Genomic DNA, 13,709 nt, shown 5'->3' with positions numbered 1-13,709 from the left:
ATGTCCAACCTTCTTGAAGACAAAGTCGCGGTCATTCTTGGCGGTACCGGTGGAATCGGTGTGGCCACCGCGAAGCGGCTCGCGGCGGCGGGCGCCCGTGTCGTGGTCTGCGGTCAGTCGGAGACCGGGAAAGCGCAGCAGGTCGCGGAGTCGCTGCCCGGGCACGGCCATGTGGCGAAATCCGTGTCGATCACCGAGAGCGATACGCTTGCCGCGCTGGCCAGCGACATTCGCGCCCTGTTCGGCCGCGTGGACATCCTCGTCAATGCCGCAGGCTTTACGAAGCCGGTCAGGCACGGCGATCTCGATGCGCTGACCGACGAACTGATCGACGAGATCATGACGGTCAACTGGCGCGCGCAATTCGCGGCGATCCGGGAATTCCGCACCTTGCTCGACGCGTCCGGCGCGGGCCTGGTGGTCAATGTGTCTTCGATCTCCGCCACGACGGGCGTCGGCAGCAATATCGCCTACTGTGCCGCGAAGGCCGGGCTCGATGTCATGGCCGCTTCGCTTGGCCGCGCGCTTGCGCCTCGCATTCGCGTGCTGAACGTGTCGCCAGGGGTCGTGGACACGAGCTTTGTGCCCGGGCGCGGCGCGGACTTCAACGACAAGGTTGCCGCGACCACGCCGCTTGGGCGCATCGGCACGCCGGACGACATCGCCGAAGCAATCGAGGCGTGTGCGACACACCTTAAATTCAGCACGGGTACGACCATCGTTGTCGATGGCGGCCGGCGGCTGGCCTGATCCGAAGCGAGGCTCATGATGCACGCACGCAAGACCATCATCACCTGTGCAGTCACAGGGAATCTGACCCGGCCCGAGCAACACCCGGGACTGCCCATTACGCCCGCCCAAATTGCCACGGCTGCGCTGGAAGCGGCGCAGGCCGGCGCGGCCGTCGCCCACATTCACGTGCGCGATCCGGCGACCGGCCGGCCGTCGATGGACATCGAACTGTATCGCGAGGTGATACGGCTCATCAGGGCGGTCGACCAGGAACTCGTGATCAACCTGACGACCGGACCGGGCGGACGTTTCATCCCCTCGGACGACGATCCCAGAGTCGCGGCGCCAGGAACGACGCTGCTTGCTCCCGAGAAGCGCGTGGAGCACATCGCCGAACTGCGGCCGGATATCTGCAGCCTTGACCTGAATACGATGAATTCGGGTGGCGACGTCGTGATCAATACGCCGAAGAACGTGCGCAAGATGGCTCACGTGATTCGCGAAGCCGGTGTGAAGCCGGAACTGGAGATTTTCGATTCGGGCGACCTGCATCTGGCGCTCGATCTGATCAAGGAGGGCGTGCTCGACGGTCCGGGTCTGTGGACGTTCGTCATGGGCGTCAAATATGGATTCGCGGCCACGCCGGAAACGTTGCTGTACGCGCGCAATTTTCTGCCCCCCGGCGCGGCGTGGTCGGCGTTCGGCATCGGCCGGGCGGAGTTTCCCATCGTCGCACAGGCGTGGCTGGCAGGCGGGCATGTCCGTGTCGGCCTTGAAGACAATATCTACCTCTCGAAGGGGGTGCTCGCCGAAAGCAATGCCGAACTGGTTGCACGAGCACGCGATATCGTGCTGTCGCTCGGTGGGGACATTGCCACCGCGGCGCAGGCGCGCGAACAACTGGGGTTGAAGAAATGAGCGAGGAACAGGGCAGGCAGCAGTTTGGAACGCCATCGGTGCACAAGTCGGCATTCATCGCTCAAGGGGTGGCGCTCATCGGTGACGTGCAGATTGGAGAGCGCGTCTCGATCTGGTTCAACTGCGTACTGAGGGGCGACGTTCAACGCATCGTCGTCGGCTCCCGAACGAATATCCAGGACGGCTCCATTCTGCACGGGACGACAAACGGTGCGCCGACGCTCGTCGGCAGTGACGTGACGGTCGGGCACGGCGCAATCCTCCATGCGTGTACGATCGAGGACCGGGCATTTGTCGGCTTCGGCGCGCGCGTGCTCGATGGCGCAATCGTGCGCACCGGCGGCATGTTGGCCGCCGGCGCCGTCTTGACGCCGGGTAAGGTGGTGGGGACAGGGGAGCTGTGGGCCGGCAATCCGGCGCGGCTGCTTCGCCCGCTCTCGGAGAAGGAGGCAGAGGCGATCCAGCTTTCGGCCGACCGATACGTGGCACTGGCGAAGCGCTACCTGTTCTCGAAGCCGCTGGTCATGCACTTCTAGCGAATTTCGCCTCCTCCGGGGCTCGCGCAGAAAAAAGTGTCGCGACGCAACGGTTGGAGGCGGGAGAGGCAAACTCAACGTCAGCAAAATGGAGGAGGCGAGATGGAAACCAACGATGAACGCACCAGAAAGCTCCGCGAGGCCGCACTCGAGTATCACGAGTTTCCCGTGCCGGGCAAGGTCGCGATTGTGCCGACCAAGCAGATGATCAACCAGCGCGACCTCTCGCTCGCTTACTCGCCGGGCGTTGCGTTCGCGTGCGAGGCGATCGTCGAGAACCCGCTGAACGCCGCGCGCTTCACGGCACGGGGCAACCTGGTCGGTGTATTGTCGAACGGCAGCGCGGTGCTGGGTCTCGGCAATATCGGGGCGCTTGCGTCGAAGCCCGTCATGGAGGGAAAGGCGGTACTCCTGAAGAAGTTTGCTGGCATCGACGTATTCGATGTGGAGATCGACGAGTCGGATCCGCACAAACTTGCCGACGTGATCGCCGCACTCGAGCCTACGTTCGGCGGCCTGATTCTCGAGGACATCAAGGCGCCGGATTGCTTCATCGTGGAGCGCGAGTGCCGCAAGCGCATGAAGATCCCGGTCTTCCACGACGACCAGCACGGCACGGCCATCGTCGTGGCTGCGGCCTTCACGAACGGGCTGAAGGTGGTGGGCAAGGACATCAAGGAAGTGAAGCTCGTCGCCTCGGGTGCGGGCGCCGCGGCGCTGGCGTGTCTGGACCTGCTCGTGGACCTTGGCCTGCCGCTCGAAAACATCATCGTCACGGATCTGGCCGGCGTGGTCTACAAGGGCCGCACCGAGCTGATGGACCCGGACAAGGAGCGCTTCGCACGCGAAACCCAAGCGCGCACGCTGGCTGAAGCGATCGAAGGCGCGGACATTTTCCTCGGCCTTTCGGCCGGCGGCGTGCTCAAGCAGGAGATGGTCAAGCGGATGGCCGCGAAGCCGCTCATCTTCGCGCTGGCGAACCCCACGCCGGAAATCCTGCCCGAGCTTGCACTGGAAGTGCGCCCGGACGCCGTGCTCGCCACCGGCCGCACGGACTACCCGAACCAGGTGAACAATGTTTTGTGCTTTCCATTCGTTTTTCGCGGTGCGCTGGACGTAGGCGCGACCACGATCACGAAAGAGATGGAGATCGCCGCGGCCTTTGCCATTGCGGAGTTGGCGCAGCAGGAGCAAAGCGATGTGGTTGCGGCGGCCTACGGCATCCGGGATCTGCGGTTTGGCCCCGGCTACCTGATTCCGAAGCCATTCGACCCGCGCCTGATCGCCAGGGTCGCGCCCGCCGTGGCGAAGGCGGCCATGGATGCGGGCGTGGCGACGCGCCCGATCGCAGACATGGACGCCTACGCGCAGAGCTTGCAGCAGTTTGCCTGGCATAGCGGCGCGGCGATGAACCCGATCTTTCAGATCGCGCGCGCTGTCGAGCCGGAGAAGAAGCGCATCGTGTTCGCCGAGGGCGAGGAAGAGCGCGTCCTGCGCGCGGTGCAGATCGTGGTCGATGAAAAGCTCGCGAAGCCCATCCTGATCGGCCGCCCGGCGGTGATCGAGCAGCGCATCGCGCGCTATGGCCTGCGTCTCGTCGCGGGCCAGGACTATACGGTGGTCAACACCGACCACGACGAACGCTATCGCGACTTCTGGCAGGACTACGCAAAGCTGATGGCGCGCAAGGGCATCACGCAGCAGATGGCGAAGCTCGAAATGCGCCGCCGCACCACGCTGATCGGTGCGATGCTCGTAAAGCGTGGCGAGGCCGACGGCATGATCTGCGGCACCGTGAGCACGACGCACCGCCACCTGCACTTCATCGACCAGGTGATCGGCAAGCAGGAGGGCTGCAGCGTCTATGGGGCGATGACCGGTCTGGTGCTGCCCAACCGGCAGATCTTCGTGGTCGACACGCACGTGAACGTCGACCCGACGCCCGAGCAGCTTGCCGAAATCACCATCATGGCCGCGGAGGAAGTACGCCGCTTCGGTATCGAGCCGAAGGTCGCGCTGTGCTCGCATTCGAATTTCGGTTCGAGCAACGCGCCTTCAGCGCAGAAGATGCGCGACCTGCTGGAGATCCTCAAGGAGCGCGCTCCGGACCTGCAGGTGGACGGCGAAATGCACGGCGATGTCGCGCTCGATCCGAAGCTGCGCAAGGAAATCCTGCCGGAGTCCACGCTCGAAGGCGAGGCGAACCTGCTCGTGATGCCGAACATCGATGCGGCGAATATCTCGTACAACCTGCTCAAGACGGCGGCGGGCAGCAACGTTGCGATCGGCCCGATGCTGCTTGGCGCGGCCAGGCCCGTGCATGTGCTGACGGCTTCGGCTACGGTGCGCCGTATCGTCAACCTCACGGCTGTGCTCGTTGCCGGTGAGGCCGGCCTTACCCACGCCGCGGTGGGGGCTTGACCGGCTGTTCGGGGCGGATCGACGGATCAGTTGATCCGTCGATCCGCCCCTTCGAAACCCGATTACATATTGATGACGACGCGGCCCGCGGTACCCGCAGCAACGGCGCGATACGCGTCCTGACCATGAGCCAGATCGAAGCGGTGAGCGATGACGGGGGCTCTGAGCTTGCCGCTTTCGAAGCCTTCCACGAGTGCGGTCATGAACGGCGCCGATTCGGCGACGCCCAGCTTCGCGCTATCGGCGCCGAAAAGCTGGGTTTCGTTGTGGTAGAAGTCGATGAGGTCGAAATCCACTCGACGTTTGCCCGTGGCGCTGATCTCGACCACGCGGCCGCGCCGCTTCACCAGATGCAGGGCGGTTTCGAAGGCAACCCCGCCCACGGAGTCGTACACGACGTCGACGCCGCCGGTCAGGTCGCGAACACGGTTGATCGTGTTGTCGTCGAACGGCACGTATGCGTCGATGAGCTCCGCAGCAGGCGAGCCAGCGACCGGCGCGGCAATGTCAATGCCGATGACGCGGCAGCCGCGCGCCTTGGCAATTTGCGTGACGGCGCCGCCGACACCCCCGCCTGCGCCAATGACGGCAATGGTCTCGCCATCTTGCAATTGTGCATAGGTGACGGTCCCGAGCCAGGCGACGACGAAGTTCACCCCAATGGCCGACGCTTCCTCGTGCGAGAGCGCTGTGGGCTTGCGAGACAGCGCGGCAAGCGGCACCTTGAGGTACTGGGCATGCGTGCCGTCGCGTGTAAAGCCGACGTCGCCGCCGGTGCCCCACACAGCCTGGCCCAGCCATTCGGACGGACCATCCACCACGATTCCACTGAAATCCCGCCCGGGGATGCGTGGCCGAATCGTATGGTCGAAATGCCCGGACACGTTCTTGACGTCGCTTGGATTCACCGACGCGCTGCAAACCTGGATGATGGCGCTGCCGCTGTCCCGCTCCGGTGTGGATACGTCAATATACTCCAGAACATCAGGTCTACCAAATGATTTGAATTGCAAGGCTTTCATGTCAACTGCTCCTGGGATTGTCATGGGCTGCAAGCCGCAACCGCTGGCAGCAGTGTAGAGCCCTGTGGCTTCGCCGTTCAGACAATCGCTTTCGAGTTATGGACAGAACGTTGGCGCGTATGCATTGCCGGGTCCGAAATGCGGCAGTGTCCTACAGGGGTTCGGCCAGCGTGTTGTCCCGGCTGAATTCGCTGGGCGAGGTTCCTAGCTCGCGCCGGAACATGTCGCTGAAGCTGCTTGGCCGGTAACCCAGCGAATGCGCAACGGCGCTGACCGAATGTCCCTCGGCCAGCTTCGAGACCGCCATGGCGAGTTGCACCTGGCGTCTCCATTCCGCGAAGCCGAGGCCCAGCGCCTGTGAGAATAGACGGGAGAGCGTTCGCACACTGGCGCCTACCGAAGCGGCGTGCTGCTCAAAGCTGATATCGACCGAGGGGTTCTCGATGACTGCACGGCAGAGGACATCGAGCCTGCGGTCGGATTGGTCGGGCAGCGGAATACGCTGGGAATAGCGGGCCGCGTGCCCTAGCTCCAGGGCTACGACGCGGTAGGCCGCGTCGAGATATTCCTGATCTCTCTCGGCCCCGTGTTCCGCGAGGGTCGTGATCAGTTCCCGGAGAAGGTTATTGATCTCGAAGACCTCGGACCGTCGGCTCAGGTGTTGAACGTCCGCGTCGCGCAGATACAGGTTGCGCATTTCGACGGCGCTCATCATGCGTATGGAGTGCACCGTATCGGGCGGAAGCCAGACCGCGCGTTGAGGCGGAACGACGAGCGCTTCCTGTCCTGTCTCCACCCACATGACTCCCGATACGGCGTACAGCACCTGGGACCAGTCATGGCGGTGAGGATCGATTCGTGCTCCCCGGGGATAGCTTCTTGCCAGCGACTTTCCACGTCCGGTGTCGTCGATGAGGTCGGGAGGAGCGGCTTTTGACATGATGGTCGATCCACGTGATGACGCGATGTGCGCGCAAGCATAGCAAGAGGCGCGGCACCCATCCATTTACGCAGGCAGTTGCATGCCGGACCCCTGCGGGATTCTACCCGCGGCGGCGCTTCCAGTGCTCAGCGGCATGGTCGGCAAAAATAACGCGGGTATTCTTGCCTTAACTTCCCGCCCAAATTCCGGAGTCATTCGACGGAGCAGAGTCCGGACAGCTATGGGTTCGAAGCGGCTCGGTCTCTGATATTTTTGGCGAGCAGCGTAGCGAGATTCGGAGTAGCGGCTGGTTCGTGTTCGTCTCGCGGGGCTGCGCTGTCTTGACATTTACTTTTTGGTAAATAAATAGGCATCCTGCCTATTGAAAATCGATGTGCCGCGTTTGCACGACTTGCGGATTGAAAGTGGCCCTTCTTTTCTCCGCGCAGGGGGTGCGAAGCAACAGGGGGACGGGCGCGCGGATCGACGCGCCGGTCGATCGATCGGGAGTACACTGATTTCCCGCAGCGCGGGACGAGCGCGCCGCGAGGCACATCACAGCCGGTGAGGCACGGAAAAGCGTGAATCGGACGGATTGAGGAGATGAGCATGCATACAGGCGGCGAACATTCACGCTCCGGCGAGCCGGAGCGAGACGCGGAGTCCGCACGCGGCACGAGTCAGCCGTCGGGACGCTACGCGACCGACGACGAGGCGCCATTCTCACCGCTCGAGACGCGCACGGACCAGGCGCATCCGCGTCTTGCGGACGAGGAGATCGAGCGGGCCAGACGTTTCGGCGACGAGGTCCGCTGGCAGGCGGGAGAAACGATCTATAAGGCGGGGCAGTTTTCGACCGGGGTGCTGGTGTTGCTTCGCGGCATTGCGCAGGTCACGAGGCATGAAGGGCTGGGACCGAATAATGTAACCACGATCAGGCAGGGGCCGGGGCACTTCCTCGGCGAGGCTGCCCAGCTCTCCGGCCGGCCATCGCTGGTGGACGCGCACGCGCTGACTGATGTCGTCGCGGTGCAGCTCGCGCCCGAGCAATTGCGCGCATTGATCGTGGCGGAGGCAGAGCTGGGCGAACGCGTCCTGCGCGCACTCGTCCTTCGCCGGGCTGGGTTGATCGAGCAAGGGTGCGGTCCGGTGCTCGTCGGCCGGCCCGGCGAGGCGCGACTCGTGGCGCTGGAGGGCTTCCTGCGCCGCAACGACCATCCGCATACCGTCATCGACGCGCATTCGGACCCGGATGCCGTGGCGCTGCTCGAACGGATCGCACCGTCTGCCGATGACCTGCCGGTCGTCGTTTGTCCCGACGGCACCGTGCTGCGCGCGCCCACCGAGAACCGGCTCGCGGCCACGCTCGGCTGGTTGCCGAGTTTCGAGCGGGCGCGCGACTATGACGTCGTCATCGTCGGCGCGGGGCCGGCGGGCCTGGCGGCTGCTGTGTACGCGGCATCCGAAGGGCTGACGGTGGCCGTATTCGACGCACGCGCGCCGGGCGGCCAGGCCGGCGCCAGCGCGCGTATCGAGAATTTCCTCGGCTTTCCCATGGGGATCTCGGGGCAGGCGCTGGCCGGGCGTGCGTTCGTCCAGGCGCAGAAGTTCGGCGCCCACCTTTTCATTCCGTGCCGCGTTTCGTCGTTGCGCTGCGCGGACGAAGTCGTTTCGCTGGAGCTGGAGGGCGGCCACCGCGTGAGTGCGCGCACAGTCGTCGTGGCAAGCGGCGCGTCCTATCGCCGGCCGGCGATCGACGGCCTTGCCGGGTTCGAGGGGCGGGGCGTCTATTACTGGGCGTCGCCAATCGAGGCGAAGCTCTGCGCGGGACAAGACGTCGTGCTTGTTGGCGGCGGCAACTCGGCCGGACAGGCGGCGGCCTATCTCGCCACGCATGCGCGGCGCGTGCATGTGCTGGTTCGGGGGGCCGGGCTCGAGGCAACGATGTCGCAGTATCTGATCAAGCGCCTTGCGGCGTCGCCGAATATCGAAGTGTGGGCACGTACGCGGGTTGAGCGGCTGGAGGGAGAGGAATACGGGCTTACGGCGGTCCATTGCATGTCGCCGCAAGGGCCATGCAGCATTCGCACACGGCATCTTTTCCTGTTCACCGGGGCGGATGCCAACACACAGTGGCTGCGGGGCTGCGACGTGGCGCTAGACGACAAGGGTTTTGTGCTGACCGGGCAGGGTGACCCGGGTCACCCGCAATCCGCCGTGCTGTCGTTGGAGACGAGCCTGCCGCGCGTGTTTGCAATCGGCGACGTGCGTTCCTCCTCGATCAAGCGTGTGGCGGCTGCGGTGGGAGAAGGGGCTGCCGTGGTGGCCCAGATTCATTCCGTGCTTTCGGAGGCTTCCGCTTGGTACCCACCCAAGGCAAGCGGCATCGCGGGCAGAGAGGATTGATGCCGCGTACTAGGCCTCTGCAAACACGGGGCTTTCGGGCAGCATGGACCCGCCGTCGACCACGATCGTCTGGCCCGTGATATAGGCCGATTCGTCGCTGGCGAGGAACAGCATGGCGTTGGCGATCTCCTCGGGCCGGCCGAGCCGCTTCAGCGGTATGTGGCGTGCGATCGCTTCCTCGCCAAAGCGTTGCTTCAGGGCGGTCATGGCAGGCGTGTCGATGTAACCGGGCTCGACGCCATTGACCGTGATGCCCGCCGCGGCGAGTTCGAGCGCTGCCGCACGAATGAAGCCGTTCACGCCAGCCTTGCTCGCCGCATAGTGCGAAGTTGCGGGCATGACCACGCGCGGCCCGGTGATCGACGATGTCACGAGCAGCCGGCCGCCGCCCCGTGCCTTCATATGTGGCACGGCCGCCTGCGCGAGGTAGAAGCACGCTTTCAGGTTCACGGCGAGCACACGCTCGAGCGCGTCGAGCGGCATCGAATCGAGCGGGTCGCGCGAGAACGCCGCTGCGTTGTGGACCACGATGTCGAGTCCGCCATGCAGGGCCGCGACGCGGTCCACGGCTGCACGCACCGCCTGGGCGTCGGCCACGTCCAGCTTCATGAACGAGACCCTCACGCGGCTTGCGCCGGGCTCTGCGTCCACCTGCCGGCTCAGTTGCGCGGCAACGTCTTCGCCCTGCTCGGCGGAGCGCGCCGCAATCACGACCGTCGCGCCCTGTCTCGCGAATACCTCCGCAATGGCGCGCCCGATGCCCTGGGCGCCGCCGGTCACGAGCGCGATCTTTCCAGTCAATCTGCCAGTCACTCTGTTCTCTCCTGCGTGGGGTCAGACGGCCAGCCGTCCGCCGTCTACGGCGTATTCGGCGCCGGTCGTGAAAGAGCTCTCGTCTGAAGCGGCGAAGAGCACGGTATAAGCGATCTCGGCCGCGCTGCCGATACGCTTGAGCGGCACGCGCGCACCGAACGCGGCGCGCGTGGCCTCCACATCGCGCGTGCCGAAGGTGCCGAGCTCCGCCCATTCCTCGATTTCCCGGCGCACCATGGGGGTATCGGTGACAGCGGGCAGCACCGCATTCACGCGGATCGGCGTGTCGCGCTCGGCGAACTCGATCGCGGCGCACCGGCTCAACTGCCGGACCGCGGCCTTCGACGTGCCGTAGGCGATGTTGTCCGGAATGCCTTGCACGCCCAGCACGGAAGCCAGGTTCACGATGGCCGCAGTCGTTGCGCGGCCTTTCGCGCGCGCGGCGAGCGCCGGCGCCGCGTGCTTGATGCCGAGGAACACGCCCTCGACATTGACGCGCATGACGTTGCGGAACTGCGCGAGCGAGGTGTCCTCGATCGACTTCACGAGCGCGACGCCCGCGTTGTTGACGAGAATGTCGAGGCCCCCCAGCTCGGCCTGAATCCAGGCGATGGCGCGCTGCCAGCTTGGCTCGTCCGTCACGTCTAGCCCACACGCAGTTGCGCGGCCGCCGGAGCGGACGATTTGCGCGGCCACCTCGTTCGCGCGCGCGAGGTCGAGGTCGCTCACCACGACGTGCGCGCCTTCGCGCGCGAAGAGCTCGACGATGGCCTCGCCGATGCCCTGGCCGGCGCCCGTCACGAGCGCGATCTTGTTGTCGAGACGGCCCATCGTCAGCCTCCCACGAGCTCGGCCAGGCACTCGGAGAATGCGCGGTTGTGCTGGTCCACGTCGCCCGGCGCGAGTTGAGGGCAGGCGAGCATCATGTTGTGGAACGGCGTGATGAGCACGCCCCGGTTCAGCAGGTACAGATGGATGAACGCCTCGAGCGGCCCGTTGCGTCCGGCCTTCGCTTCGCTGCCGTTGCGCGGCGGCTGCGGCATGAACATGTATTCGGCGCGGGCGCCAACTTGCGTGAGGTGCCAGGGCAGCGCGTGCTTTGCAATATCCGCTTCGACGCTGCGCGCAATGCGCGTCGCCATTTCGATCATGTGCGCGTAGTTCTCGTCGGTCATCACGTGTTCGAGCGTGGCGCGCAGGCCCGCGATCGTGAGCTGGTTGCCCACCAGCGTGCCGCCGAACCCCGAGTGGTTGTTGCGCTTCTCGCCGCCGGCCCACACCGGCGGCTTGGCTGCCCAGACGCGTTGCGCGACGGCTTCGGTCACGCCGTACACGGCGGAAGGAATGCCGCCCGCGATGGCCTTGCCGAGCACGAAGATATCGGGCTCGAGCCCCCAGGCGTGCGTGCAGCCGCCGGGGCCAGTCGAGATCGTATGGGTCTCGTCGATCAGCAGCAGCGTGCCGTGGCGCCGCGTGATCTCGCGCAGCGCAGCGTGGTAGCCAGGCGCGACGGGCACCATGCCGATGTTGGTCATCATCGGCTCGGTGATCACGCAGGCCACGTCGCCATGCGAGAGCTCGCGCTCGAGCGCCTCGATGTCGTTGAACTCGACGAGGCGCACGAGACGCTCGTGATCCATGCCGTTGGCGGTGACATTGGTGCGAGTCCGCATGCGGCCTTGCGCATCGAATTCGACCTGCGTCTCGTCCACGGAGCCGTGGTAATTGCCGTTGAAGACGAGGATCTTGTCGCGCCCCGTCACGAGGCGCGCGAGCCGCAGCGCGAAGCGGTTGGCATCCGAAGCGGAAGTCGCGAGCTGCCAGTAGGGCAAGCCGAAGCGTCGGCTCAATGCTTCGCCAACCCATACGCCATCCTCGGACGGCAGCATGGCGGTCACGCCGCGGTGCGCCTGGCGGGCGATGGCGTCGGCGATGGCCGGATGCGAGTGGCCGAACATCGAGCCGGTGTCGCCAAGGCAGAGGTCGACGAACTCATTGCCGTCGACGTCGCGCAGATGCGCGCCTTGCGCGTCGCGCATGTAGACCGGATGCGCGCCCGGCCACAGCTGCATCCAGTGCAGCGGCGTGCCGTACAGATACACCTCGCGGCCGCGCGCATAGAGTTCGGCCGAGCGCGGATGCCGCGCCGCAAAGCGTTGCTGCTCCCGTTCGAGCAATGCGTCGAGGCGGGACGAATCGATAACAGAATCAGGAATACTAATCGACATGAAAATCTCTCTTGCTGTGATGAGTAGAGCAGCGAAATCCTGGCAGGCCTAGCGGCCTAGCGCAACGCGCTGATGATGCCAGGCGAGCAGCCGCCGCTCGATGCGGTAAAAAACGGTTTCGATGCACAGCGCCGCGACCGCGATCACGAGAATCGTCGCGAGCCCCGCGGCGATCTCGAACTGCTGCTGGGCTTCGACGATGAAATTGCCGATGCCGTTGGTCGAGAGCAGCATTTCGGCGCTGACGCTGATGAGCAGCGAGAGCGCGACGCTGATGCGGATGCCGCTCACGATCTGCGGCAGGGCGGCGGGCAGGTCGATGCGCCACATGATCTCGCTGCGCGAGAGGCCGATCGAGCGCGCCACGTTCACGAGCAGGGGATGGGTGGCGCGGGTGGCGTCGATGGCGTTGATGAGGATGGGAAACGCGGCGCCATAGAACACGACCAGAATCTTGGCCGCGTTGCCGGTGCCCGCGAACAGCATCACGACCGGCACGATGGCGAGCGGCGGCAACGGTCGCACGAGGTCGATCAGCGGCTCGAAGAATGCGCCGAGCGCGCGCAGGCGGCCAAGGCAAATGCCGAGCGGCAACATCGTCACGAGCGCGAGCGCAAAGCCCGCGCCGGCCCGCACGAGGGTGACGCCCAGCGCCTGGGTGAGATCGCCCGCGTGCCGGTAGAGCGCGCCGACCACGTCGAAGAGACCGGGAAAGTTCGGCGAGCCGATCCAGCGCGCCGAGATTTCCCAGGCGGCGCCCAGCACCGCGAGCAGCACGATGCCGGGCCAGTTGATCCGTCGAGTGAGACGCTTCATGCTTGCACCATTTTCGTGAACTGATCGTGCCACCGGACCATGCTGGCGCGCAGGCGCAACACCGCCTGGTTGAACAGCAATCCGTTGACGCCCGCAACCACAAGGAGTGCGAACGTGTCGGTCGTATGCATCGTGAACGCGCTGTCGTACAGCATGAAGCCGATGCCGTTGCTGCCGGCCAGCATCTCCGCCGCGATGGTGGCGATCAGGCAGTCCGCGACCGCGAGGCGCGCGCCGGTCAGCATGGCCGGCATCGCGGCGGGAATGCGCACCTGCCACATGATTTCCCAGCCCGAGTAGCCGAGCGTCTGCGCGCTGCGCAGCTGCACCGGCTCGCTGGTCGCGAGCGCGGCCGCCGCGCTCACATAGACGGTCCAGACGCCCGAGAAGCAGACGATGAAGAGAAAGAGCTTCAGGCCGAGCCCGAGCGCGAAGATCGAGAGCGGCACGATCGCCGCGGGCGGCAGCGAGCGCATGATATTGACGAGGGGGCGCAGCGCGTCTTCAACGAGGCGGTAGCGCGCCGATAGCACGGCGGTGCCGAAGCCGAGCGCGACGGCGGCAACGAGGCCAATGGCCGTGCGCATCAGCGTGAGCGGCTCGTTCTGCCAGAACTCGGCGGAGCGCAGCTGGCCGACGAGCGCCTCGAACGCGGTGCCCACGCCGGGCATGTATTCCTTCGGGACATGTCCGGTCCACACGACCAGTTGCCAGACCGCGCAACCGGCTGCGAACCCGATACATGGCTTGATCCACTGTTTCATTGCGTCACCTTCATAGCGTCACCTGCGGTGCTTGCGTGAGCGTTGCCGCGCGCCGCTGCCGGCCTGGGTGTGGCTGGACTGGCCCGCATGCGGCATGCGCGGCGCACAGCCTCGCGGCTGCTTGCGCCCGG

12 protein-coding genes are annotated in these 13,709 nt (G+C 65.5%); 5 read left to right on the top strand and 7 right to left on the bottom strand.

Annotated features, from left to right (window positions below; all coding sequences use genetic code 11):
- The 4 genes from BO1_RS37250 to BO1_RS54335 all read left to right on the top strand — a co-directional run bounded on the left by BO1_RS37250 (position 1) and on the right by BO1_RS54335 (position 4,607).
- Entirely contained in the window at positions 1–750 is a 750-nt protein-coding gene (locus BO1_RS37250) for an SDR family NAD(P)-dependent oxidoreductase (protein ID WP_028221921.1), read from the top strand.
- Between the two features lie 18 nt (positions 751–768).
- Positions 769–1,650 (top strand): BKACE family enzyme, encoded by an 882-nt coding sequence (locus BO1_RS37245; RefSeq protein ID WP_028221920.1) that lies wholly within the window; start codon positions 769–771, stop codon positions 1,648–1,650.
- Positions 1,647–2,186 (top strand): gamma carbonic anhydrase family protein, encoded by a 540-nt coding sequence (locus BO1_RS54340; RefSeq protein ID WP_043288165.1) that lies wholly within the window; start codon positions 1,647–1,649, stop codon positions 2,184–2,186. Before BO1_RS37245 ends, BO1_RS54340 begins: the two co-directional genes overlap by 4 nt.
- A gap of 102 nt (positions 2,187–2,288) precedes the next feature.
- Positions 2,289–4,607, top strand: coding sequence for an NADP-dependent malic enzyme (locus BO1_RS54335; RefSeq protein WP_043288163.1), 2,319 nt, complete (start codon positions 2,289–2,291; stop codon positions 4,605–4,607).
- Positions 4,608–4,669: 62 nt separating this feature from the next.
- Here BO1_RS54335 and BO1_RS37230 read toward each other — a convergent pair whose 3' ends face one another.
- Together BO1_RS37230 and BO1_RS37225 are read right to left on the bottom strand one after the other, a co-directional pair.
- Positions 4,670–5,629, bottom strand: a complete 960-nt coding sequence (locus tag BO1_RS37230; RefSeq protein WP_028221919.1) for a quinone oxidoreductase family protein — start codon at positions 5,627–5,629, stop codon at positions 4,670–4,672.
- 151 nt (positions 5,630–5,780) lie between these two features.
- Positions 5,781–6,569, bottom strand: coding sequence for an AraC family transcriptional regulator (locus tag BO1_RS37225; RefSeq protein ID WP_028221918.1), 789 nt, complete (start codon positions 6,567–6,569; stop codon positions 5,781–5,783).
- A 591-nt stretch (positions 6,570–7,160) separates the two neighbouring features.
- Between BO1_RS37225 and BO1_RS54330 the strand changes: the two genes are divergently transcribed.
- Entirely contained in the window at positions 7,161–8,957 is a 1,797-nt protein-coding gene (locus tag BO1_RS54330) for an FAD-dependent oxidoreductase (RefSeq protein WP_043288192.1), read from the top strand.
- Between the two features lie 9 nt (positions 8,958–8,966).
- On the opposite strand, the gene BO1_RS37215 is transcribed toward BO1_RS54330, so the two are convergent.
- The 5 genes from BO1_RS37215 to BO1_RS37195 are packed head-to-tail and all read right to left on the bottom strand — an operon-like array spanning position 8,967 to position 13,578.
- The gene (locus tag BO1_RS37215; RefSeq protein WP_028221917.1) at positions 8,967–9,770 is read right to left on the bottom strand and encodes an SDR family oxidoreductase; all 804 of its coding nucleotides are present in this window, start codon (positions 9,768–9,770) and stop codon (positions 8,967–8,969) included.
- A gap of 21 nt (positions 9,771–9,791) precedes the next feature.
- Positions 9,792–10,601, bottom strand: coding sequence for an SDR family NAD(P)-dependent oxidoreductase (locus BO1_RS37210; protein ID WP_028221916.1), 810 nt, complete (start codon positions 10,599–10,601; stop codon positions 9,792–9,794).
- Positions 10,602–10,603: 2 nt separating this feature from the next.
- Positions 10,604–11,998: an aspartate aminotransferase family protein gene (locus tag BO1_RS37205; protein ID WP_028221915.1), complete on the bottom strand. Its 1,395-nt coding sequence runs from the start codon at positions 11,996–11,998 to the stop codon at positions 10,604–10,606.
- A gap of 48 nt (positions 11,999–12,046) precedes the next feature.
- Entirely contained in the window at positions 12,047–12,814 is a 768-nt protein-coding gene (locus tag BO1_RS54325) for an ABC transporter permease (protein WP_052409734.1), read from the bottom strand.
- Positions 12,811–13,578 (bottom strand): ABC transporter permease, encoded by a 768-nt coding sequence (locus tag BO1_RS37195; RefSeq protein ID WP_028221914.1) that lies wholly within the window; start codon positions 13,576–13,578, stop codon positions 12,811–12,813. Before BO1_RS37195 ends, BO1_RS54325 begins: the two co-directional genes overlap by 4 nt.
- Positions 13,579–13,709: the final 131 nt, after the last annotated feature.

Origin of the sequence: Paraburkholderia oxyphila NBRC 105797 (assembly GCF_000685075.1) — a bacterium.
Taxonomy (GTDB): Bacteria; Pseudomonadota; Gammaproteobacteria; order Burkholderiales; family Burkholderiaceae; genus Paraburkholderia; species Paraburkholderia oxyphila.
The sequence above is the reverse complement of the archived record's forward strand: the minus strand, read 5'-3'. Positions and strand labels throughout refer to the sequence as shown.